The sequence below is a fragment of the Micromonospora sp. A202 genome (assembly GCF_006715105.1).
In the GTDB taxonomy this organism is placed as follows: Bacteria; Actinomycetota; Actinomycetes; order Mycobacteriales; family Micromonosporaceae; genus Micromonospora; species Micromonospora zamorensis.
This window is the reverse complement of the sequence record NZ_VFMP01000001.1, coordinates 5,450,657-5,473,290: the sequence shown is the minus strand read 5'-3', so window position 1 is coordinate 5,473,290 and position 22,634 is coordinate 5,450,657. Positions and strand designations below refer to the sequence as shown.

At 70.3% G+C, this 22,634-nt stretch carries 15 protein-coding genes and 1 pseudogene; 7 read left to right on the top strand and 9 right to left on the bottom strand.

Going from position 1 to position 22,634, the window contains the following annotated elements; all coding sequences use genetic code 11:
* Positions 1-3 precede the first annotated feature (3 nt).
* Positions 4-570 (bottom strand): LemA family protein, encoded by a 567-nt coding sequence (locus FBZ33_RS25260; protein ID WP_088949881.1) that lies wholly within the window; start codon positions 568-570, stop codon positions 4-6.
* Between the two features lie 124 nt (positions 571-694).
* On the opposite strand from FBZ33_RS25260, the gene FBZ33_RS25255 reads away from it, so the two are divergent.
* The 5 genes and pseudogenes from FBZ33_RS25255 to FBZ33_RS25235 all read left to right on the top strand — a co-directional run.
* A complete protein-coding gene (locus FBZ33_RS25255) occupies positions 695-1,108 on the top strand; it encodes an Asp23/Gls24 family envelope stress response protein (RefSeq protein ID WP_141910914.1) in 414 nt (137 codons plus the stop codon).
* Between the two features lie 78 nt (positions 1,109-1,186).
* Positions 1,187-1,444, top strand: a complete 258-nt coding sequence (locus FBZ33_RS25250; protein ID WP_088949879.1) for a hypothetical protein — start codon at positions 1,187-1,189, stop codon at positions 1,442-1,444.
* A gap of 289 nt (positions 1,445-1,733) precedes the next feature.
* The gene (locus tag FBZ33_RS25245; protein WP_088949878.1) at positions 1,734-3,422 is read left to right on the top strand and encodes a methylmalonyl-CoA mutase; all 1,689 of its coding nucleotides are present in this window, start codon (positions 1,734-1,736) and stop codon (positions 3,420-3,422) included.
* 154 nt (positions 3,423-3,576) lie between these two features.
* Positions 3,577-4,500 carry a tetratricopeptide repeat protein gene (locus FBZ33_RS25240; RefSeq protein ID WP_088949877.1) on the top strand — a complete coding sequence of 308 codons (924 nt, stop codon included), beginning with the start codon at positions 3,577-3,579 and terminating at the stop codon, positions 4,498-4,500.
* 66 nt (positions 4,501-4,566) lie between these two features.
* Positions 4,567-5,541 (top strand): annotated as a pseudogene (locus FBZ33_RS25235) (arginase family protein); the annotation flags it as partial.
* Positions 5,542-6,353: 812 nt separating this feature from the next.
* On the opposite strand, the gene FBZ33_RS25225 reads toward FBZ33_RS25235, so the two are convergent.
* Positions 6,354-8,318 carry a penicillin-binding transpeptidase domain-containing protein gene (locus FBZ33_RS25225; protein ID WP_141910913.1) on the bottom strand — a complete coding sequence of 655 codons (1,965 nt, stop codon included), beginning with the start codon at positions 8,316-8,318 and terminating at the stop codon, positions 6,354-6,356.
* Between the two features lie 287 nt (positions 8,319-8,605).
* On the opposite strand from FBZ33_RS25225, the gene FBZ33_RS25220 reads away from it, so the two are divergent.
* Positions 8,606-13,687, top strand: a complete 5,082-nt coding sequence (locus FBZ33_RS25220) for an NAD-glutamate dehydrogenase (protein ID WP_141910912.1) — start codon at positions 8,606-8,608, stop codon at positions 13,685-13,687.
* A gap of 74 nt (positions 13,688-13,761) precedes the next feature.
* On the opposite strand, the gene FBZ33_RS25215 is transcribed toward FBZ33_RS25220, so the two are convergent.
* Positions 13,762-14,460, bottom strand: coding sequence for a class F sortase (locus tag FBZ33_RS25215; RefSeq protein ID WP_141910911.1), 699 nt, complete (start codon positions 14,458-14,460; stop codon positions 13,762-13,764).
* Between the two features lies 1 nt (position 14,461).
* Positions 14,462-15,757, bottom strand: a complete 1,296-nt coding sequence (locus FBZ33_RS25210) for a hypothetical protein (RefSeq protein WP_141910910.1) — start codon at positions 15,755-15,757, stop codon at positions 14,462-14,464.
* Positions 15,758-16,373: 616 nt separating this feature from the next.
* Between FBZ33_RS25210 and FBZ33_RS25205 the strand changes: the two genes are divergently transcribed.
* Positions 16,374-18,149 carry a glycoside hydrolase family 6 protein gene (locus FBZ33_RS25205; RefSeq protein ID WP_141910909.1) on the top strand — a complete coding sequence of 592 codons (1,776 nt, stop codon included), beginning with the start codon at positions 16,374-16,376 and terminating at the stop codon, positions 18,147-18,149.
* A gap of 116 nt (positions 18,150-18,265) precedes the next feature.
* Here FBZ33_RS25205 and FBZ33_RS25200 read toward each other — a convergent pair whose 3' ends face one another.
* The 5 genes from FBZ33_RS25200 to FBZ33_RS25180 all read right to left on the bottom strand — a co-directional run bounded on the left by FBZ33_RS25200 (position 18,266) and on the right by FBZ33_RS25180 (position 22,564).
* A complete protein-coding gene (locus FBZ33_RS25200; protein ID WP_088949871.1) occupies positions 18,266-18,652 on the bottom strand; it encodes a hypothetical protein in 387 nt (128 codons plus the stop codon).
* Positions 18,653-18,764: 112 nt separating this feature from the next.
* Positions 18,765-19,085, bottom strand: coding sequence for a hypothetical protein (locus tag FBZ33_RS25195; RefSeq protein ID WP_099848129.1), 321 nt, complete (start codon positions 19,083-19,085; stop codon positions 18,765-18,767).
* Positions 19,086-19,100: 15 nt separating this feature from the next.
* Positions 19,101-20,759: a sodium:solute symporter family protein gene (locus tag FBZ33_RS25190; RefSeq protein WP_141910908.1), complete on the bottom strand. Its 1,659-nt coding sequence runs from the start codon at positions 20,757-20,759 to the stop codon at positions 19,101-19,103.
* Positions 20,760-20,945: 186 nt separating this feature from the next.
* Complete coding sequence (locus FBZ33_RS25185) at positions 20,946-21,959, bottom strand: hypothetical protein (RefSeq protein ID WP_141910907.1); 1,014 nt, start codon at positions 21,957-21,959, stop codon at positions 20,946-20,948.
* Positions 21,960-21,970: 11 nt separating this feature from the next.
* Positions 21,971-22,564 carry a hypothetical protein gene (locus FBZ33_RS25180; RefSeq protein WP_141910906.1) on the bottom strand — a complete coding sequence of 198 codons (594 nt, stop codon included), beginning with the start codon at positions 22,562-22,564 and terminating at the stop codon, positions 21,971-21,973.
* Positions 22,565-22,634 lie beyond the last annotated feature (70 nt).

Genomic DNA, 22,634 nt, shown 5'->3' with positions numbered 1-22,634 from the left:
GGCCTAGAAACCGATCGCGATCACTGCACGGTCGGAGTCGGCCACGGCGAACAACTCACGCCGATGGAAGCCGAGCATGCCGGCGACCAGGTTCGTGGGGAAGCTCTCGATCGCCGTGTTGTACTGCTGGACGGCGTACGTCAGGAACTGCCGTGAGTAGGCGATCTTGTCCTCGGTGGTGGCCACCTCGCTCTGCATCGCCGCGAAATTCTCGCTCGCCCGCAGCTGCGGGTATGCCTCGGCAAGTGCGACGAGACGACCCAGAGCCCGGCTCAGCGCGTTCTCGGCGTCGGCCCGCCCCGCGTCGCCGCCACTGTGCGCGATCGCCACACCGCGTGCCGCCACCACGGCGTCCAGGGTGCCGCGCTCGTGCGACGCGTATCCCTTGACGGTTTCGACAAGGTTCGGGACCAGATCGTGCCGTCGCTTGAGCTGCACGTCGATCTGGGACCAGGACGCATCAACCTGGTTGCGCATGCGGACCAGCTTGTTGTAGACCCGGATCAGCCACACCGCGACCAGCAGGACCACCGCCGAGCCCACGAGGCCGGCGGCAAGGATCGATGTCATCTGGGCAAGATAGCGAACGGGGCGTGCCGCACCGACCGGGCGTCCACAGCGGACCTCGCCCTAGTACGCTCGCACGGCCCCACGCCGCCGGCGCGGGGCCGGTGCGACGGGTGGGTGGGAGAGCATGGCTGACGACGCGACCCAGGAGCTGTCGGTGACCCCGGACGCGGTGGCGGGCGGGAGCACGCACGTCTCCGACGAGGTGGTGGAGAAGATCGCGGCGGCCGCCGCCCGAGCGGTGCCCGGGGTGGCCGAGCTGGGCGGCGACGTGGCCCGGTTCTTCAACACGGTGCTCGACAAGATCGGGCTCGACCAGGTGGGCGACGCCCGGCGCGGCTGCTCGGCGCACGTCACCAACGGTGCGGCGGTGATCAACCTGGTCATCGTGATCGACGCTGGCCGTCCGGTGCCGGAGGTGACCGACGCGGTCCGGGCGAGGGTGACCGAGGCGGTCGAGGCGTACGGGCTGCGGGTCGACGAGATCAACATCCGGGTCGACGACGTGGCGATGGGTGCACCCTCGGCTTCGACGGTCTGACCTGAGCGCGCTCCGGTGGGTGCCCTAAGCTCCTGACGTCAAGATCCTCAGTAGAGGGTCCACCGGAATGGAGTAGAGATGCCGAAGATTCTGCGTCGTCCGCGCCGCCGCACCCTCATTGCTGCTGCCGCCCTGGCCGGCGGCATCGTGTTGGGCACCGCGTCGCCCGCTCTCGCGGACTACAACAGCCCGATGTACCCGACGATGTCGGCGTGCAAGGCGGCCCGCCCGACGTACGTCTCGTCGTGGACGTCGCCCCAGCAGTGCTGGCCGATGTACAACAACAGCGGCACCGTGGTGGTTGGTTACCAGTTCCTCGTGAAGACCCGTTACTGAGATCAGTCTCGTGACCTCGGGTGGCGGTGGGCAGCAGGTGCCCGTCGTCGGGGAATGACTGACGTCCGTCGTGCCACCGGGGTCCCCTCGTGCTGGTGCGGCGGTGGCAACGGCCACCGCCGCACCGAAACCGGGCGAGTTGGACGCCGGCGATCCACGCACTCGGCCTGCCGCCGCTCCGGAGTCGGCCCAGCGCACGTTACCCGTCGGTACGACGTGACTTAGCGATCGTTCAGGTGAGGGCCTTACACTCGACGTGCTGTCGAGGAACCGAGGAGGAGCCCTGCTCATGGACGCCGACGAGATCGACGCCGGACGCGCGCGCTGGCAGGCCCGCTACGACGCCGCGCGCAAGCGGGACGCCGACTTCACCACGCTTTCCGGCATGCCGGTGGAACCGGTCTACGGGCCGCCGGAGGGCGCCACCTATCCCGGCTTCGAACGGATCGGCTGGCCGGGCGAATATCCGTACACCCGGGGTCTGTATCCGACCGGATACCGCGGACGGACCTGGACGATCCGGCAGTTCGCCGGCTTCGGCAACGCCCAGCAGACCAACGAGCGTTACAAGATGATCCTCGGCGCCGGCGGCGGAGGCCTCTCGGTCGCGTTCGACATGCCGACGCTGATGGGCCGCGACTCGGACGACCCGCAGGCGCTCGGCGAGGTCGGTCACTGCGGTGTCGCCATCGACACCGCCACCGACATGCAGGCGCTCTTCGACGGCATCGACCTGGCCGACGTCACCACCTCGATGACCATCTCCGGCCCGGCCGTGCCGGTGTTCTGCATGTACCTGGTCGCCGCCGAGCGGCAGGGCGCCGACCTGTCCAAGCTGGACGGCACACTGCAGACCGACATCTTCAAGGAGTACATCGCGCAGAAGGAGTGGCTCTTCGACCCGGAGCCGCACCTGCGCCTGATCGGCGACCTGATGGAATACTGCGCCGCCGAGATCCCGCGCTACAAGCCGCTGTCGGTCTCCGGCTACCACATCCGGGAGGCCGGCTCGACTGCCGCGCAGGAGCTGGCGTACACCCTGGCCGACGGTTTCGGCTACGTGGAGCTGGGTCTCTCGCGCGGGCTGGACGTGAACGTCTTCGCGCCCGGGCTGAGCTTCTTCTTCGACTCGCACCTCGATTTCTTCGAGGAGATCGCCAAGTTCAGGGCCGCCCGCCGGATCTGGGCCCGCTGGCTGCGCGACGTCTACGGCGCGACCAGCGAGAAGGCGCTCTGGCTGCGGTTCCACACGCAGACCGCCGGTGTGTCGCTGACCGCGCAGCAGCCGGTCAACAACGTCGTACGCACCGCCGTCGAGGCCCTCGCGGCGGTGCTCGGCGGCACCAACTCGTTGCACACCAACGCGCTGGACGAGACCCTGGCGCTGCCCACCGACGAGTCCGCCGAGATCGCCCTGCGTACGCAGCAGGTGCTGATGGAGGAGACCGGTGTGGTCAACGTGGCCGACCCGCTCGGCGGCTCCTGGTACGTCGAGGCACTGACCGACAAGATCGAGGCCGAGGCGGAGGAGATCTTCGCCCGGATCCGGCAGCTCGGCGGGGACGGGCCGCACCAGATCGGCCCGATGACCTCGGGCATCCTGCGCGGCATCGAGGACGGCTGGTTCACCGGGCACATCGCCGAGTCGGCCTTCGTCTACCAGCAGGCCCTCGAAAAGGGCGACAAGAAGATCGTCGGGGTCAACTGCCACACCGGCACGGTCGCCAAGGAGCTGGAGATCCTGCGCATCTCGCACGAGGTGGAGCTGGAGCAGCGCCGGGTGCTCGCCGAGCGCAAGGGCGCCCGGGACGAGTCGGCGGTCCGCGCGGCGGTGGCCCGGATGGTCGACGCCAGCCGCACCGACGAGAACATGATCCCCGCCATGCTCGACGCGGTCCGTGCCGAAGCGACCCTGGGGGAGATCTGCGACGCGCTCCGCGCCGAATGGGGCACCTACCGCGAACCCGCCCGCTTCTGACCCATACCACCACCCCCGTCGATCACGCATCCGCTGCCCGCTTCCGGGCGGCAGAAATGGCCGATCGCCGGGGGTGGGGGTGGGGCGTGAGAGTTGCAACGTCGGGGTTGCGGGTGAGCTGAGATCGGGGGCTCACGTGCGAGACTAGGTAACCATGAGCGACCCACGGATCACCTCGTCGATCTTCACCCGCGGCGCGGTCGACCTCAGCACGCTGCGTGGCCCCGCACCAGCAAGTCCCCGCCCCGGCACGCCCCCGCAGGGCGGCCCGTCCAACGGCGCCCCGGGCGCGCCCACCGCAGGCGGTAACACCGCCATCGTGGACGTCACCGAGGCGACAATCCAGTCCGACGTGCTCGAACGGTCGATGGCCATGCCCGTCGTCGTGTTCTTCGGCGCCGCCGGCTTCCCGGAGAGCGACGAGTTCGCCCCGGTGCTGGAACGGCTGAACGCCGAGGGCGACGGCACCTGGGTGCTGGCACGGGTCGACGTGCAGGAAAACCCGCGAATCGCCCAGATGTTCCGGGTCCAGGGCATCCCCATGGTCTACGCGGTCGTCGGCGGGCAGCCCGTCGACGCCTTCTCCGGGGTCGTGCCCGAGGCGCAGCTTCGGCAGTGGCTTCAGGCCGTCCTCAAGGCCGGCGGCGTGGCCGTGGCCGAGCCGGAGGACCCCCGCCTCGACGAGGCGGACGACGCGCTGATGAGCGGGGACCTGGACGCCGCCGAGCAGGCGTACAGGAAGATCCTGGCCGACGCGCCCGCGGACGCCGCGGCCACCGCGGGGCTGGCCCAGGTCGGGGTGGCCCGCCGGGTGGCCGGCGCAGACCCCACCACCGCCATGGCCGCCGCCGAGAGCGCCCCCGACGACGTGGCCGCCCAGCTGCTGGCCGCCGACATCGAGGTGCTCAGCGGCCTGGCCGAGCAGGCGTACGCCCGGCTCGTCGGTCTGGTCCGGCGCACCGCCGGCGAGGACCGCGAGACCGTCCGTCAGCACCTGGTCTCACTCTTCTCCATCGCAGGCCCGGACGACCCGGCGGTCGCCTCGGCACGCCGGGCTCTGGCCAGCGCCCTGTTCTGAGTTCGTAGCACGCCAGCGCGGGCCGGCGTTCCGGCCGGCCCGCCCGACCACCGAGGACGGGAGCTCATGATGCGCCGGATCGCCGTCCTCGACGCGCCGACAAACCTTGGCCTGCGGCCACCGACGTCCACGTCGGTCCCCGGTTGCGGCAAGGCGCCCGGCGCGCTGCGCGACCACGACCTGCTGGCCCGGCTGCGCGCCCGCGACGCCGGCTGCATCACCCCACCCCGGTACGACCCGGGCGACTGGCGGCCCGGCGACGGCGTGTGCCACGCCCGGGAGATCGCCGACTACTCGCTGGCGCTCGCCGAACGGATCGGCTCGATCATCGACCGGGGGGAGTTCCCGGTGGTGCTGGGCGGCGACTGCTCGGTGCTGCTCGGCTCGGCGCTGGCCATGCACCGCCTCGGTGAGGCCGTCGGCGGGCGGATCGGGTTGGTCTTCGTCGACGGGCACTCCGACTTCCGGCACCCCGGCAACGCCTCCTACGTCGGCGCGGCCGCCGGTGAGGACCTTGCCCTCGTCACCGGGCGTGGGCAGGCCGACCTGGCCGCCCTGGAGGGCCGCCGGCCCTACTTCCGCGACATCGACGTGGTGGTGCTCGGCATCCGCGCGCAGGACGAATACCGGCTCGACCTCCAGGCCGCCGGCATCACCACCCGGCCGGTCCCCGCGCTGCGCGCCGAAGGTGCCGCCCGCACGGCCCAGTGGGCGCACGAGCAGCTCGCCGACTGCGCGGGCTACTGGGTGCACATCGACGTGGACGTGCTCGACCCCGCGGTGATGCCCGCCGTGGACGCTCCCGACCCGGGTGGCATCGCCTTCGCCGAGCTGGAGATCCTGCTCGCCGGCCTGGTCGACACCCCGCACTGCCTCGGCGTGGAGCTGACCGTCTTCGACCCCGACTACGACCCGGACGGCTCGTACGCTGCCGAGATCGTCAACACCGTGGTCGCCGGCCTGGCTCCGGTCAGCGCGCCGGAAGCGGTGCCGCCCCGACTGCTCTCGGCCCGGCCGACCCCCGGCCCCCGTCGCGGCAACGGCCGGACCCCGGCCGCCACCGAACGACCCGACCGCTCCCAGCGGCTCGACGGGCCGGACCGTGCCGTCCAGCTCGATGGGCTCGTTCGTGGTGCGCGCCCTGATGGGCTGGAGCGGGGCGAGCGGTTCGATGAGCTCGTTGCTGCCGAGCGGCTCGATGCGCTGCCGAGGGGCGCCATTCATGGCGAGGAGTCGTACGCCGACGTCCCCCCGTGGGACCCGTCCGTCGGCGCCAGGTCGCTCGCGGAAGCCGGATCCTCCGATGTCGGGTCTGCCGGCGACGCACCCTCGGGCTTCGGGTCTGCCGGCTCTGGTTCTTCCGACGGCCGCTTCTTCGGGGGCGCAACACCGCACGACATCGTGGCCGAGGCGGAACCAGCAGTCACCAACGGTCAGGCCCGCTCCGAGCAGTCGAGCGTCGCAGCGGACATCGCCGGCACGTTCGAGCGGGAGCTGGTCGAGCGGGAGTTGGTCGAGCGGGAGTTGGTCGAGCGGGAGCCGGTCGAGCGGGAGCCGGTCGAGCGGGAGCCGGTCGAGCGGGAGCTGGTCGAACCGGAGCCGGTCGGCCCGCCCGCATCGGCCGGCCCCGGCCTGCTGCGGCGACCTTCCGCACCGGCCCAGGACCCCTCGGACCACCACAAAGCCGACACGGCCTGACCCGTCTGGCGGCCCCTCCGGGCCGTGATCGACTCGGTTTCACGGAAGTCGCGGTATCCAGGTGGCTCGGACACCGCAGTTTCCGTGAAACCGAGTCGATCAACGCCTTCGTGGTGCGGGGGCCGCTCGCTGCGGGTGCGCTTGTCGCGCGGGTGTCAGGACTGTGGGAGGGCGCGGAGGAAGCGCTCGGCGATCGGGACGGCCGAGGTAGTGCTGGCCCCGCCCTTCTCCACGAACACGGCGAACGCCACGTCGCCCCGCCAACCGACGAACCAGGCGTGGGTGTGGGCCGGGTTGTCGTCGTACTCGGCGGTGCCGGTCTTGCCGTACACCTCGCCCGGCACATCCTTGAGCGCGCTGCCGGTGCCGCTGGTGACCACCTCGCGCATCATCGAACGCAGCGCCGCGACCGATTCCGGCTTGAGCTGTTCACCCGCCGCGGCCGGCTTGGCCGGCGCCGGGTCGAGCAGGAGCTTCGGCTGCTCGAACCGGCCTCGGGCGACGGCGGCGGTGGCGCCGGCCATGGCCAGCGGGCTGACCAGCGTGGTGCCCTGCCCGAACGATGCCGCGGCCTGCTCGGCCGGGCTGCCGCCCGTGGATACCTTGCCGGTGAAGGCGTCGGTGCCGAGGTCCCATTGACCCTCCAGGCCCAACGCGCGGCCGGCAGCGGCCAGCCCGTCACCGCCGAGCTTCGGGGCCAGCGAGGCGAACGCCGTGTTGCAGGACTTGGCGAAGTCGGTGCGGAACGGCACCGAGCCCAGCTCGAAGTTGTCGGAGTTCTTGAAGGACCGACCGTCGACGGTGAAGGTCTTCGGGCAGGCAACCGGCCCGTCCAGAGTGACAGCGCCCCGGTCCAGCAGGCCCAGCGTGCTGACCACCTTGAACGTGGAGCCCGGCGGCACCTGGGCGGTGAAGGCCAGGTTTTCCCCGGCCGGCCCGGGACCGTTCGCCGCGGCGAGCACCGCGCCATCGCTGATCCGGAGAGCCACCACGGCGGAGCGGCGGGACTCGGCGCGCAGCGCCCCGTCGGCCGCGTTCTGGGCGGCGACGTCCAGCGTGGTCTTCAGCGTCTGGCCGGGCTGCGGCTCCCGACGGAACAGCTCAGTGCCGGTGGACTCCAGTTTGCCGCCCTCGGCCGGCCGCTCGACCACCACCGTCAGCCCGGGCGCGCCGCGCAGCCGTTCGTCGTAGCGGCCCTGCAACCCGCCGTGCCCGACCAGGTCACCGGCGACGTACCGGTCCGGGTGTGCGGTGAGGTCGTCCGCCTGCGCTGGGTCGACAGTGCCGAGCACCGCCCGGGCGAACTCCCGGGTCGGCGCCAGGTCGACCTTGGCGGAGATGAACTTGGTGCCGTCCAGGTCGTAGATCCGGGGCTTGATCTGGAGGTACGCCTCCTCGCGCAGCGACACCACCTCGACGAAGGCACCCGGCTCGGCCTTGGCGACCCGCTCGGGCAGGTCGGCCAGGTCGACGGCGGGCACCAGCGCCGGGCGGATCGCCTTGAACGCCCCGTCGAGGTCCTTGACCAGCTTCTTGATGTCGGTGACCCCGTCGGGCTGCACGCCCACCCGGACCACCGGGCGCGGAGTCACGAGCGGTTGCCCGGCGGCGTCCAACACCGCGGCCCGGGCACCGGCGTCGCGGCGCAGCGCCAACCGGTCACCCTTGGTGAGCTGCTCGTGCACGACCCTGGGCTCCCAGATCACCTGCCACTGGTCGTCATCGCCGTGGGCGAGGCGTAACTCCCGGTCGTACGCCCAGCGGGTCTGACCGGGCAGGTTCCACTCCACCTGGACCGTCGCGGTCGCGATGTCCTTCGTGACCTTCGGCTCGCCGCGCCGCTTCAGCGTGGGCGGGGTGGCCGCCAGCTCACCGGAGAGCTCCTTGATCTCGCGAGTCACCTCGGCCGACGGCAGCTTGTTGCCGGTCGGGTCGATCAGACCGACCGCCTGGAGATCGCCGCTGCGCCAACCGCTGAGGAAGGCGTCGACGCTGCTCTGCGGCCCGTCGTCACCCGAGCAGCCGGCGAGAACACCGGCCGTGAGCAGCGCTGTGGTGAGGGCGGCGGTCAGGCGGCGGGCGTGGTTCGGCCGGTGGGGCCGGGGGTACGACAAGGGCATGGAGCTGGTCCTTCCGATCTCAGACTGCCCTCGCACGGTAGTACGCCGACGCCGTCCCCAACGTCCCGTGGGCGCGCGAGCGCGGGTAAAGAGGGCCGCGCCCGTGTGATGAACATCGCGTGGCGGGTATCCCGCAGCCGGCCAACCTCGGACCCGCAACGGGTGAAAGGACAAAGTCCCGATCCGGACGTCTGGCCAGTGGTCCGCCGACGAAGGCGAAGAACGGCAGGGCCTAGGCTGGGCGGCAGAGTGACCCACAACGCGGTGGGTCGAGGGGAGTGGCACCGATGGACCGGCGTCCGGCGATCAAACCGGAACCCGACCTCCGGCAGGATGACTCCGGCCGGGACGACGACAGCTTCGATTCGGCGACCGACGGGGACGGCTACGGCCGGCTCGACACGGGAGTCACCGGGCTGACCGGGTCGAGCATCGACACCCTCTACGATCTGGGCCTGCCGACCGAGGCGTTGGCCGACGACGTGGAGGACGCCGAGCTCGACGAACCAGTTCCCAACGCGGAGCGCCTGGTGGCCCAGGCTGTCGCGCTCGCCGGGGACGACCACGACGCGGCGACACTTGTCGGCCGTTTCTGGCGGTTCGCCCCGGACGAGGAACTGGTCGGTTTCACGGCAGAGGAGATGCTCGACGCGGCCCGGGCACACCGGGACCTCGCCCAGCAGCGGGTTCCCGGCGAGTTGAAGCTGCGGATCCACGAACCGCACGCGGACCAGCACCACACCGTCGTCGAGATCGTCACTGACGACATGCCGTTCCTGGTCGACTCGGTCACCGCGCTGCTCAACTCGTACCACCTCGACGTGCATCTGCTGGTGCATCCGCTCGTGGTGGTCCGGCGTGAGCCGCTGGGGCGGCTCACCGAGGTCTCCGCGGACGTGGAGCCGGATGACGCGATCTCCGGCGACATCATCGAGAGCTGGATGCGGATCGAGATCGACCCGGTCCGGGACGCGGCCGAGCGGGACCGGCTGCGTCGCGAGTTGCAGCGGGTGCTCACCGATGTGCGGGAGGCTGTCGAGGACTGGCCGAAGATGCGTCAGCGGGCCCTCGCGCTCGCCGACGAGCTGGCCTCGGCCCGCACCTCGGACAATCGCCCCCCGGTGCCGGAAAAGGACATCACGGACTCGGTGGAGCTGCTGCGGTGGCTCGCCCACGACCACTTCACCTTCCTCGGCTACCGCGAGTACCGACTGGTGGACGCCGCCGGGAGTGACACCACCGACCCGGTCGACGGCAAGGCGTTGGAGGCGGTGCTCGGCACCGGGCTGGGCATCCTGCGCTCGGACTCGCCGGACGCACGGTCGTTGTCGTCGATGACGCCCGAGGCGCACGAGAAGGTGCTGGAGAAGCGCCTGCTCATCATCACCAAGGCCAACTCGCGTGCCACCGTGCACCGCTCGGCCTACCTCGACTACATCGGCTTCAAGATCTTCAACACCGACGGCGAGGTGATCGGCGAGCGGCGTTTCCTGGGCCTGTTCTCCACGGCCGCGTACCGGACCAGCGTCCGCGAGCTGCCGGTCGTACGCCGCAAGGTCGCCGAGGTGCTGGACCGCTCCGGCCTGAGTCAGCGCAGCCACTCCGGCAAGGATCTGATCCAGATCCTGGAGACGTACCCGCGCGACGAGCTGTTCCAGATCAAGACCGACGACCTGTACCACGCGGTGGTCGGTGTGCTGCGGATGGCGGGCCGCCGGCAGCTGCGGGTCTTCCTGCGCCGGGACGCGTACGGGCGGTTCATCTCCTGCCTGATCTACCTGCCCCGGGACCGGTTCACCACGCAGAACCGCCTTCGCATGCAGGACATCCTGCTTCGCGAGCTGAACGGTGTCGGGGTGGACTACACCACCCGGGTCACCGAGTCGATGCTGGCCCGGGTGCACTTCATCGTCCGCACCGACCCGACCCGGCCGCCCGGCGACATCGACGCCGACCTGTTGGCCGAGGAGCTGGCCGACGCGACCCGGCTCTGGGACGACGACTACCGGCTGGTGCTGGAGCGCAAGCTCGGCGACGAGCAGGCCAAGCACCTGTTCACCCGGTACGCCGACGCGTTCCCGGAGGGCTACAAGGACGGGCACACGCCGTACGAGGCAATGAAGGACCTGGCGAAGCTGGAGCTGCTGGAGGAGCCCGGCCAGCTGGAGATGCACCTGTTCCGCAAGCAGCTCGCGCCCCGGCCGGGCACCCGGGTGCCCGGTGCGGACCTCGCCGAGGCCATGGACGTCCGGTTCAAGGTCTACCGGTACGGCGAACCGATGATGCTCTCCGCCGTGCTGCCGGTGCTGCACTCACTCGGCGTACGGGTGGTCGACGAGCACCCGTACGAGGTGGACCGGATCGACGGTCGGGTCTACCTGTACGACTTCGGCCTCCTGCTGCCCGAGGGGCACCACGAGCTGTCCGAGGTGCGCCCACACGTGGAGAACGCCTTCGCGGCCGCGTGGCGCGGCGAGGCTGAGGTGGACCGGTTCAACGAGCTGGTGCTGCGCGGCGGGCTGACCTGGCGGCAGGTGGTGGTGCTGCGGGCGTACGCGAAGTACCTGCGGCAGGCCGGCACGGTCTTCTCGCAGGACTACATGGAGCAGACCTTCATCGCGTACCCGAAGATCGCCGCGTTGCTGGTGGATCTGTTCGAGACCCGGTTCGCGCCGGGCGAGCAGACGACCGAGCAGCGGCAGCAGCGCAGCGGTGAGCTGGTGGAGATGATCCGGGAGGCGCTGGACGACGTGGCCAGCCTCGACCAGGATCGGATCCTGCGCTCGTACCTGACGTTGATCGAGGCGACCCTGCGGACCAGCTTCTACCAGAAGCGCGCCGACGGGCGGCCGAAGGCGTACGTGGCGTTCAAGCTCGACCCGCAGGCCATTCCGGACCTGCCGGCGCCGCGACCGAAGTTCGAGATCTTCGTCTACTCGCCCCGCTTCGAGGGTGTGCACCTGCGGTTCGGGCCCGTGGCCCGGGGCGGGTTGCGCTGGTCCGACCGTCGGGAGGACTTCCGGACCGAGGTGCTCGGCCTGGTCAAGGCGCAGATGGTGAAGAACACCGTGATCGTGCCGGTGGGTGCCAAGGGCGGCTTCGTGCTGAAGCAGAAGCCGGGTGACCGGGACGAGGCGGTCGCCTGCTACCAGGAGTTCGTCGGCGCGATGCTGGACGTCACCGACAACATCGTCAGCGGGCAGATCGTGCCTCCCGTGGACGTGGTCCGGCACGACGGCGACGACCCGTACCTGGTGGTGGCCGCCGACAAGGGCACGGCGACGTTCTCCGACGTCGCCAACGAGATCTCCAGGACCCACAAGTTCTGGATGGGCGACGCGTTCGCCTCCGGTGGTTCGGCGGGCTACGACCACAAGAAGATGGGCATCACCGCCCGGGGCGCCTGGGAGTCGGTCAAGCGGCACTTCCGGGAGCTGGGCCTGGACACCCAGACCCAGGACTTCACGGTGGTCGGCGTCGGCGACATGTCCGGCGACGTGTTCGGCAACGGGATGCTGCTCTCCGATCACATCCGCCTGGTGGCCGCCTTCGACCACCGGCACATCTTCCTCGACCCGGACCCGGACGCGGCCACCTCGTACGCGGAGCGGCGGCGGTTGTTCGATCTGCCCCGCTCGTCGTGGGAGGACTACAACCCGGAGCTGATCTCGGCAGGCGGCGGCATCTTCCCGCGTACCGCCAAGTCCATCCCGATCACGCCGCAGGTCCGGGCGGCGATCGGCCTGGACGACGACGTCACGCAGCTGTCGCCGCAGGAGTTGATGAAGGCGATCGTGACCGCCCCGGTGGATCTCTTCTGGAACGGCGGCATCGGCACCTACGTCAAGGCGTCCACCCAGACCAACGCCGAGGTGGGCGACAAGTCCAACGACGCGATCCGGGTGGACGGGCGCAGCCTGCGCTGCCGGGTGGCGGGCGAGGGCGGCAACCTGGGCTGGACCCAGCTCGGCCGGATCGAGTACGCGTTGACCGGTGGCCGGATCTACACGGACTTCATCGACAACGCGGCCGGGGTGGACACCTCCGACCACGAGGTGAACATCAAGATCCTGCTGAACACCGCGGTGGCCGACGGCGAGTTGACCACGGCCGAGCGGGACGAGCTGCTGGCCGGGATGACCGACGAGGTCGCCGAGCTGGTGCTGAGGGACAACTACGACCAGGCGCGGGCGATCAACAACGCCCAGGCCCAGGCCGCCTCGCTGCTGCCGGTGCACCGCCGGATGATCAACGAGTTGGAGCGGTCGGGCGGGTTGGACCGGGCGCTGGAGGCCCTTCCTCCGGACGAGGAGCTGGCGGTCCGCAGCGAATCGGGCCTGACCGCGCCGGAGTTCGCCGTGCTGCTCGCGTACGTGAAGATCGTCCTGGAGCGGGAGATCCTCACCGAAGGGCTGGCCGACGAGGAGTGGACGACCGAGGTCCTGGTCAACTACTTCCCGACGCCGATGCGCGAACGGTTCGCCGACCGGATGGGCAGGCACCGGCTGCGCCGGGACATCGTCACCACAGTGCTCGTCAACGAGGCGATCAACCGGGGTGGCATCTCGTTCATCTTCCGGGTGGTCGAGGAGACCGCGGCCAGCGCGGCGGACGTGATCCGTGCGTACGTGGTGGTCAGCGAGGTGTTCGGCCTGCGGGACCTGTGGGACGCGGTGGAGGCGCTGGACAACAAGGTCGCACCCGAGTTGCAGACCAGCGTCTACCTGGACACCCGCCGTCTGCTCGACCGGGCGGTGCGGTGGCTGGTCTCCAACCGCCGCTCGCCGATCGACGTGCCGGCCGAGATCGCCCGGCTGCGGGACGGGGTGACCCGACTGCTCCCGGGTCTGGAGGACCTGTTCTACGGCGACGAGCGGCAGGGCATCGTCTCGCACATGGACTCGATGACCGAGCGTGGGCTGCCCCGGGAGCTGGCCGAGCGGGCTACCCGACTGATGTACAGCTTCGGTCTGATGGACGTGGTGGAGACCGCGAACGTCAGCGGACGGGACGTCGGCGAGGTGGCCTCGGTCTACTTCGTGCTGTCCGACCTGTTCCGGGTGGACTCGCTGCTGTCGAAGATCTCCCTGCTGCCGCGGGAGGACCGCTGGCAGACGCTGGCCCGGATGGCGCTGCGTTACGACCTGTACGCCGCGCTGGCCGCGCTCACCGCTGAGGTGCTGGAGTCCACCCCGGGCGACCTGCCGCCGCACGAGCGGGTGCAGCAGTGGGAGCAGTCGAACGCCACCTCGATCCACCGCGCTCGACGGGCGATGGGGGAGTTCGACGAGTCGCGGGCGGACCTCGCCGCCCTCTCGGTGCTGCTGCGCCAGATCCGCACCCTGGTGCGGACCTCCGCGGCCGCCTGAGTCAGGCACACCGGACGCGGTCCGGCCGATCGGGTGACCCCGACCGGCCGGACCGCGTTTCGTTTCGTCCCCGCTCAGGCCACCAGGCTGGCGAAGACGACGATGTTGTCCGGGTAGCTCTTGGCGACCGCGTCGAACTGACCGCCGCAGGTGACCACCCGCAGGCCAGGCCGGTCGCTGGGCCCGTACACCAACTCGGTGGGGAAGGCTGTCTTCGGGTACGACTTCACCGAGTCGACGGTGAAGGTGGCCGGCACCCCGTCGGCCCGGCGCACGGTGACGGTGTCACCGGGGATGAGCGCGCCGAGGTCGAAGAAGACGGCCGGACCGAGCACCGCCGAGTCCACATGCCCGACGATGACCGCGTTGCCCGTCTCGCCGGGACTCGCACCCGGCTCGTACCAACCGGCCTTGTCGGCCTGGTCGAGCGGAGGGACCTGGACGGTGCCGTCCGGGTTGGTGCCCAACGACATGATCGTCGCGTCGACACCGATCCGGGGGATCTCGATGCTGGTCGGGGCCGAACGGGCCAGTCCCGCCGGCGCGTCTCCGACCGGCTGCCCGTCGACCGCCGGGGCGTCGTCGGCGGTGCTCGCCGACCCGGTGACCTCGGGACCGGCCTGAGCCAACGGCTGCGGCGGTCGGGGAGCCGGTGTGTCCTTCAGACTGGCGCCGATCATCCCGGCGCCGATCATGGCCATGGTGACGACGACGGCCGCGCCGGCGGCACGCCACGGTCTCCCGTGACGGCCGCCGGCCCGTGTCGTCGTCACGTCAGACGAGCGAACCATCGGTCCGCCGGCGACGCATCAGCACGATCCCGCCCAGCGCGGCAGCGCCGAGCAGGCCCGCCCCGCCGGTGGCCAGGCCACGGTCGGTGCCGGTGCTGGCGCCACCGTCACCACCGTCGACACCGCCGTGCGGCAGCACGACGAGCTCACCCTCGCCGCACGAGCCCTTGAGCTCGTAGCGACCCGGCTTCGCGTCCTTGTCGACCTTGGCCTCGCCGTAGTAGACGAACTCGCGCTCCTTGTCCCAGTCGCGCTCGTCGGAACGGCCCTCTTCCGAGCCGTAACCGCCGTGCTCGTCCTTGGACTCCCAGCCCTTGTCCGAGCCGTACTCGTCGGAGCCGTGCTCGTCCTTGGACTCCCAGCCCTTGTCCGAGCCGTACTCGTCGGAGCCGTGCTCGTCCTTGGACTCCCAGCCCTTGTCCGAGCCGTATTCGTCGGAGCCGTGCTCGTCCTTGGACTCCCAGCCCTTGTCCGAGCCGTACTCGTCGGAGCCGTGCTCGTCCTTGGACTCCCAGCCCTTGTCCGAGCCGTACTCGTCGGAGCCGTGCTCGTCCTTGGACTCCCAGCCCTTGTCCGAGCCGTATTCGCCGGAGCCGTGCTCGTCCTTGGACTCCCAGTCCTTCTTGCCTTCGTCCTTGGAGTCCCAGTCCTTCTTGTCGCGGCTGTCGTCCGCGTCCTGGCCGTGCTCCTCGCCCTTCCAGTCCTTGCTGCCCTCGTCGCCGTAGGCGTCGGCGGCAGCGCCGCCACCCTGGCCGCCGGGCTGGGCGCCGTCGGCGGGCGGCTGCGGCTTGTCCTTGCCGTCTTCGCCCTTGCCCTCTTCGCCCTTGCCGTTTTCGTCCTTGCCCTCGTGGTCCTTGCCCTTGTCGTCCTTGCCCTTGTCGTCCTTGCCGTGCTCGTCCTTGCCGTTTTCGTCCTTGCCCTCGTGGTCCTTGCCCTTGTCGTCCTTGCCGTGCTCGTCCTTGCCCTTGTCGTGGTCCGAGGAGTTCTCCTCCTCGCGCCACTCGCGGTCCTCACCCCGGTCTTCGTGGGCCGGCTTGAGCTTGACCTTGCCGGTGACCTTGGACCACACGTACGCGTGCTCCTGCCGATCCGGGCAGATCTCGAGGAGCTTGACCTCTTCGCCAGCCTTGACGACGTGCGGCTTGGCGTAGACCTTGCCGTCGCGGTCCTTGGCGTCGTCGTGGCCGTCCGCGAACGCGATCCCCGGCGCGAACACCAGGAGCGATGCACCGCCGAGCGCGGCGCCCGCAACGACCTTCCCGAGCATCTTCTTAGCCATGACCTGCGTCACTCCATCCCTGTTGTCCTGTGCCCGGCGACAACCGAGCTAAGACCGACGTTAGACGGTTTCATGACTTATGAAGTGAAAGATTCGCGTTTTGACCTTTGACCCAGGTAAGAGGTAAAGGGGTGCTACGCGGCTTTCGCCACGCTCAGTGTCGTCTCAGGTGCGGGACGCCCTTGCATGCGGCGCACGGCGTTCCGGCCTGCCCGTGCCCAACCCGCGCCGGTCATCCCGGTCGCGGCGGGTCCGGTCCGCAACGTGCTGCCCGAGTGCACTCGGGGGTATCGTCCGAAACGGGTCGAGGGACGGCCGCGCGCGCAACGCATCGAGCCATTGCCATGGAAGCGCTCCCATGCGAGAATCGTCCAACGCGGTGAGGTGAGCCACACCGCGCAGGCTGGGAGTCGAGGGCACCGGTTCACCGGGCGACGTCCCCGCCGCCGATCGACCGGCCGACGCATCGGCCGCGCACCACCACCACCATCGCCCGTCCGGGTCGGGCGCCCCCCAAAGATTCCCGTTGGCGCCGGAGGCCGTCCGTGCAGGACGCCCGCCGGGCCGTCTCGCCGGGCCGTACGCGGGCCCGGTCTCGCCCAAGGAGATCAGTGGCATGAATGTGTGGAGAAGGCTGTCCGGCCCACGCCGGACCATGGCGCTCGCCGGCGCGGGTGTCCTGGTCGCCGGCGGGTTGGTGACGATTCCGGTCACCGCGGCGCAGGCCGCGACTCAGTGCGACATCGCCTACACGAGCAACGAGTGGCCCGGCGGCTTCACCGCCAGCGTCACCATCAAGAACGTCGGTGACCCGCTCAACGGCTGGACGCTGGGCTGGACCTTCCCCAACTCCAGCCAGCGCGTGCAGCAGGGCTGGTCGGCGGAGTTCACCCAGTCCGGCAGCCAGGTCACCGCCAAGAGCCTGTCCTACAACGGCACTCTCGCCACCGGCGCGTCAACGAGCATCGGCTTCAACGGCGCGTGGAGCGGCAGCAACCCGAAGCCGACCTCGTTCACCCTGAACGGCGTGGTCTGCAACGGTGGCACCACCCCGCCGACCACGCCCCCGCCGACCACGCCGCCGCCGACCACGCCTCCGCCCACCGACCCGCCGCCCACCACGCCGCCGCCCGGCACCAAGGTCGACAACCCCTATGCCGGGGCGCGCGGCTACGTGAATCCGGAGTGGAAGGCCAAGGCGGACGCCGAGGCCGGCGGAAGCCGGGTTTCCAACAACCCCACCGCCGTCTGGCTGGACCGGATCGCCGCGATCAACGGCACGCCGGACAGCAGCTCCAACGGCGCCTTCGGTGTGCGTGAGCACCTGGACGAGGCGCTGCGTCAGGGCGCCGGCTACATCCAGTTCGTGATCTACAACCTGCCCGGCCGGGACTGCTCCGCGCTCGCCTCCAACGGTGAGCTGGGCCCGGACGAGCTGCCCAAGTACAAGGCCCAGTACATCGACCCGATCGCCGCGATCCAGGGTGAGTCGAAGTACAGCAGCCTGCGGATCATCAACGTTATCGAGATCGACTCGCTGCCGAACCTGGTCACCAACACGTCCGGTCAGCCTGGCGGCACTGTCATGTGCGACACGGTCAAGGCCAACGGCGCGTACGTCAACGGTGTCGGCTACGCCCTCGCCAAGCTGGGCGCGATCGGCAACGTCTACAACTACATCGACGCCGGTCACCACGGCTGGCTCGGTTGGGACTCCAACTTCGGCCCGACCGCCGACATCCTGAAGACCGCCGCGGTGGCCTCCGGCAGCACTGTCAACAACGTGCACGGGTTCATCACCAACACCGCCAACTACTCGGCGCTGACTGAGCCGTACTTCAAGGTCACGGACAACGTGAACGGTCAGACGGTGCGGCAGTCCAAGTGGGTCGACTGGAACTTCTACGTCGACGAGCTGTCCTTCGCCCAGGCGTTCCGCACGAAGCTGGTCTCGGTCGGCTTCAACTCCAACATCGGCATGCTGATCGACACCTCCCGCAACGGGTGGGGCGGCTCCGCGCGGCCGACCGGGCCGGGCGCCACGACCAGCGTCGACACGTACGTCAACGGAGGTCGCATCGACCGTCGGGCCCACCTCGGCAACTGGTGCAACCAGGCCGGCGCCGGCCTCGGCGAGCGGCCGCGGGCCAACCCGGCGACGGGCATCGACGCCTACGTCTGGGTGAAGCCGCCGGGTGAGTCGGACGGCTCCAGCAAGGAGATCCCGAACAACGAGGGCAAGGGCTTCGACCGGATGTGCGACCCGACGTACGGCGGTAACGCCCGCAACGGCAACAACCCGTCCGGGGCTCTGCCGGACGCGCCGATCTCCGGTGCGTGGTTCTCCGCCCAGTTCCAGGAGCTCATGCGCAACGCGTACCCGGCTCTCTGACCGGAACGCTGCACACCCACCGGCCGCCGGCAGTTGGTGAGGCACTGCCGGCGGCAGGTTCCCCCCGGGTCCCCGGTCCGACCGTTCTGGTCGGGCCGGGGACCCCCCTTGCCCGATCAGGGCACGGTGCGCTCGATCGCCGCCCGGCCCTGCTCGGCCAGGTCACGGCGGGCCTTCTCCAGGTTTTCCGGCGTGAGGTCCTGCCCGCGGGCCATCACCAGGTCCTCCGGCTCCCAGGGCTGTTCGCTCCCGGTGCGGATGTTGTCCCCGCCAGCGCCGGTGCCCGTCCCGGTCGCCCCGGTGCCGGCGGCGTACGGGTCGCCGATCAGCTCGTCGGTGTCCGGAGCGAGGTCGTCCGGTCGGCTGCGGGGCTCGGCGAAGCCCGGAGTGTCCCGGTCGGGCCCACCTCCGGTCCGAAACTGCGAGACGGTGATGTCATCATCCACCGCCGAGGCCACCTCCGGGCTGTCCTCCAGCGGCGGTTGGCGATCGCGATCGGTCATGGTGCTGCCTCCTGGGTCCGACACGGTGCCTGGATTCCCTCGCGTACCCCTTCGTGCCGCGCTCATGCCGCACGGCCCGGCGGTCAGGCCGGGCCGTGCTCATGCCGTGCGGTCAGGCCGTGCGATCAGCTCCCGGGGGCTGCTCGTTCGGGGCCGGCGGGTCCGCGGGACGCAGCCACTGCCAGAGCAGCATGAGCAGGCCGAAGACGAGCATCGACAGCCCGGCCCACAGGTTGATCCGCACACCCTCGGCCTTGTCGATCTCGGCCCGGCTGTCGAAGATGCCGATCAGCGTCACGATGATCCCGTACGCCACGAAGAGGCCACCGATCACCCGGCGGATGTCGAACAGCCGGGCCGCGGCGGACCGCCGTTGCTCCGCCTCCGACTCGTCGATCAGCGGGTCCTGTGCCGGCTGGCTGTGGTTGTCCATCTGCCGACCCCTTTCCTAGAAGACCGGGATGTAGAAGAGGGCGGCCAGCACGACCGCGATCACGCCGAGGAGCACGGGGGAGCGGTACCAGACGGCGTCGCCGGCGAGCACGTCGCCCTTCAGGTCGATGCCGCCCATCCCGTAGACCAGCCCGCGCAGTTCCTCGTCCCGCTTGGGCGCGGTGAGCGGGGTGATGATCGCGGCGACCACCACCGCCGTGACGAAGGCGAGGCCGGCACCCCAGAAGCTCTCCTCCAGGTCGGAGTTGAAATCGATCACTCCGCCCTTGTAGAGCAGGTAGAGGCTCAGCGACACCAGGGTGCCCAGCAACAGCGACCAGAAGCCGGCCAGCGCTGTCATCCGCTTCCAGAACATGCCGATGATGAAGGTGGCGAACAGCGGCGCGTTGAAGACGGAGAAGAGCGCCTGGATGTAGTTCATGATGTTGCTGAACCCGGCCGCAATGAACGCGGTGCCGATCCCGATCACCACGGCGCCGACCGTCGCCCACCGGCCGATCCGCAGGTAGTACTCGTCCGACCGGTCACGGCGGATGTACGCCTGCCAGATGTCATAGGTGAAGACGGTGTTGAAGCCGCTCACGTTGGCCGCCATGCCAGCCATGAACGAGGCGAGCAGGCCGGTGACCGCGACCCCGAGCACGCCGTTGGGGAGCAGGTCGCGCATCAACAGCGGGATGGCGTTGTTGTACTGGAGGTCGCCGCTCTCCGCGCCGAGCCCCTTCACCGTCACCAGGGCCACCAGACCGGGGATGATCGTGACCAGGGGGATGAACAGCTTCGGGTACGCGGCGATGATCGGCGTACGCCGGGCGGCGCTCATGTTCTTGGCCGAGAGGGCCCGCTGCACCTCGGCGAAGTTCGTCGTCCAGTAGCCGAACGACAGGACGAAGCCCAGGCCGAAGACGATGCCGATCCAGTGCGCGCCCAGCGGGTTGGCGGTGCTGCCGGTGTCCTGCCACGCGTGCAGGCCCGCCTCGCCGAGTTTGGTGTCGCCGACCGCGTCCATCAGACCGTTCCACCCGCCGACCTTGACCAGGCCGATCACGGTGACCGGGATGAGACCGGCCAGGATGACGAAGAACTGGAGCACCTCGTTGTAGATCGCCCCGGACAGGCCACCGATGGTGATGTACGCCAGCACGATCGCCGCGCCGACCACGATCGCCGTCCAGAGCGGCCAGCCGAGCAGCGCCTGCATGACGAGGGCCAGCGCGTAGAGGTTGACACCGGCGATCAGCACCTGGGCGACGGCGAAGCTGAGCGCGTTGAGCAGGTGTGTGGGGCGGTTGAACCGCAACCGCAGGTATTCCGGCACGCTGCGGACCTTGGAACCGTAGTAGAAGGGCATCATCACGATGCCCAGGAAGACCATGGCCGGGACGGCACCGATCCAGTAGTAGTGGACCGTCATCACACCGTACTGGGCCCCGTTCGCGGCCATTCCGATGATCTCCAACGCGCCCAGGTTCGCCGAGACGAAGGCGAGACCGGTCACCCAGGCCGGCAGGGAACGGCCGGAGAGGAAGAAGTCGACGCTGGTCCGGATCGCCCGGCGAGCGGCGAAGCCGACCCCGAGGACGGTGACGAAGTACAGCGCCAGAATCAGGTAGTCCAGGCCGTTCATGTTGAGCCGGAGACCGTCGCCGTCCATCCCGTCACCCCTCGTGCCGACGTCCGCGCTGGCTGTACGCGCGCGCCGTATTACCCCGGACGGGCGGTTTCAATCCCCCTGGAGGGATCCGGTGTGTTCGGCTCCGTTCGGCCGATCCGACAGGCTGCCGACGGCAAGGGGCGCCCCGGCCATCCGGCCGGAGCGCCCCTTCGTCGGTCGTGAGAATCAGCGACCCAGTACGCGGTCCAGGAAGTCCCGGTAGTTGCGTACCGCCATCCGCAGTTGCTCGGTGTCGGCCGAGCCGGCGTCCTGCCACCCGCCCAGCGTGGTCTTCTGCGCGGCCAGTGCAGAGGAGAGGGCCTGGATGGCCTCCTCCACCAGCGACTGCGCCTCGCCGGCCGCGGCCTGCGGATCGTCGACGAAGCGCAGCTGCACGTCCCGCCAGCGGTCCCGGAAGCCCTGCGCGGTGTCCGCGTCCAAGAGCGTGGCCGCCCCGGCCGCGACGGTCGACCCGGCGGGCTGCGACGTCCCGGCTGACGCCAGCGAGGTGCTGGTGCCGTCGGTGGTGACCGGTTCGCCGTCCGCGTCGGGGTCGACCATCTCCGGCGTGGCGCTGCCGTAGCCGGCGGTGACGTCCGGGTCGCCGGTCAGGTCGTCGCGCCGCTCGGGGGCGCCGTCCGTGCTCCCCGGCGCTACGAAGGTCCGCGACGAGGTGTCCGCGTCGGCGCGGTCGTCGAGGTCCGCGTCGTCGTCGACATCAGTGTCGCGGCGGTGCAGCTCGGCGGTCGGGTCGGCGCGCAGGCCCTCACGCTCACCGTCCTCGGCGCCGTCACCCGGCTGGGCAGTCCGCTCGGCCCGGGGGTCCGGCTGGTCCTGCGGGCGCGGGCTGGCCAGCGCGGAGGCGGCCACCGCGTCGGCCACCGTGGTGGCGCCGAACGTCGTCGGCAGCGGCCCCGGCTCGTGGAAACCGCCCTCGTCGGTGGACCGGTCGTCCCGCCGCTGGCGCAGGTCGACGTCGTCGGCCCGCTCGTCGTCGACCGGGTCGTACGCGGCATCCCGTTCGGTGCCGTTCGTCCGGTCCGGGTCGGTGGTCTGCTCGTCGAAGGTGTCCCGCTCGTCGAGGGCGTCCTCCGGGGCGTCGGAGCGGTTGGTCCGGTCGCCGGCCGGGGGTACCGGCACGGGTGCGGACCGGACGGCCTCCGGATGGTCGTTGCTCACCTGTTGCTCATCCTGGCGCATCGGTGGCCTCCTCAGCGGCTCGTGGCGTCGTGGTCCGGGTGGTGGCGCTGGTCGGGCGTGTGCTGCCCGAGCGGTTCCTCGCCGAGCAGGTCGGCGAAGAGTGCCCGGTAGTGGACGACCGCCTGCCGGAGCTCCTCGGTGCTGGCCTCGCCTCGGGTGTTGCGCAGGTGGATGTCGTGCGCGTCCCGGTAGTTGCTCAGCGTGCGGGCGTGCTCGACGGAGAGGTGGGCGATCTGGTCGGAGAAGTCGCCGGTCGGGTAGCCCTGCTCCTCGATGAGCCGGGTGACCAGTTCGTCCGCGTCGCCGACGGTCTCGCCGGGTGAGTCGATGAAGCGGACCTGGAGTTCCTCCCAGGCGGCGCTGTAGCGGGCCCGGGACTCCGGGCTGAGCGGGGTGAGCGAGAGCTCGGCGTGCCGGCGTTCCCGATCGCGCAGTTCGCGCTCCGCGGCGGACCGGCTGTCCTGCTCCTCCACCACCCGGTCGTACTCCGGCCCGAACTTGCTGCGCAGCGCGCGACGGCGGCCGAGCTGCCGCACGGCCACGGCGGCCGCCGCGACGAGCACCAGCACGACGAGCACGATGACGATTACCTGAGTGGGCGACATGGGCTCCTCCTTCGTCTCCTGGTATTCCCTCCGCACACTGATCGCCAATCCCGATTCGGGACACTTTCCT

Coding starts and splice junctions, on each gene's coding strand:
- FBZ33_RS25255 (WP_141910914.1), top strand. CDS start 695: ATGGCTGACGACGCGACCCAGGAGCTGTCGGTGACCCCGGACGCGGTG.
- FBZ33_RS25190 (WP_141910908.1), bottom strand. CDS start 20,759: ATGGACGGCGACGGTCTCCGGCTCAACATGAACGGCCTGGACTACCTG.
- FBZ33_RS25240 (WP_088949877.1), top strand. CDS start 3,577: ATGAGCGACCCACGGATCACCTCGTCGATCTTCACCCGCGGCGCGGTC.
- FBZ33_RS25205 (WP_141910909.1), top strand. CDS start 16,374: ATGAATGTGTGGAGAAGGCTGTCCGGCCCACGCCGGACCATGGCGCTC.
- FBZ33_RS25200 (WP_088949871.1), bottom strand. CDS start 18,652: ATGACCGATCGCGATCGCCAACCGCCGCTGGAGGACAGCCCGGAGGTG.
- FBZ33_RS25245 (WP_088949878.1), top strand. CDS start 1,734: ATGGACGCCGACGAGATCGACGCCGGACGCGCGCGCTGGCAGGCCCGC.
- FBZ33_RS25210 (WP_141910910.1), bottom strand. CDS start 15,757: ATGGCTAAGAAGATGCTCGGGAAGGTCGTTGCGGGCGCCGCGCTCGGC.
- FBZ33_RS25225 (WP_141910913.1), bottom strand. CDS start 8,318: ATGCCCTTGTCGTACCCCCGGCCCCACCGGCCGAACCACGCCCGCCGC.
- FBZ33_RS25250 (WP_088949879.1), top strand. CDS start 1,187: ATGCCGAAGATTCTGCGTCGTCCGCGCCGCCGCACCCTCATTGCTGCT.
- FBZ33_RS25185 (WP_141910907.1), bottom strand. CDS start 21,959: ATGCGCCAGGATGAGCAACAGGTGAGCAACGACCATCCGGAGGCCGTC.
- FBZ33_RS25260 (WP_088949881.1), bottom strand. CDS start 570: ATGACATCGATCCTTGCCGCCGGCCTCGTGGGCTCGGCGGTGGTCCTG.
- FBZ33_RS25180 (WP_141910906.1), bottom strand. CDS start 22,564: ATGTCGCCCACTCAGGTAATCGTCATCGTGCTCGTCGTGCTGGTGCTC.
- FBZ33_RS25195 (WP_099848129.1), bottom strand. CDS start 19,085: ATGGACAACCACAGCCAGCCGGCACAGGACCCGCTGATCGACGAGTCG.
- FBZ33_RS25220 (WP_141910912.1), top strand. CDS start 8,606: ATGGACCGGCGTCCGGCGATCAAACCGGAACCCGACCTCCGGCAGGAT.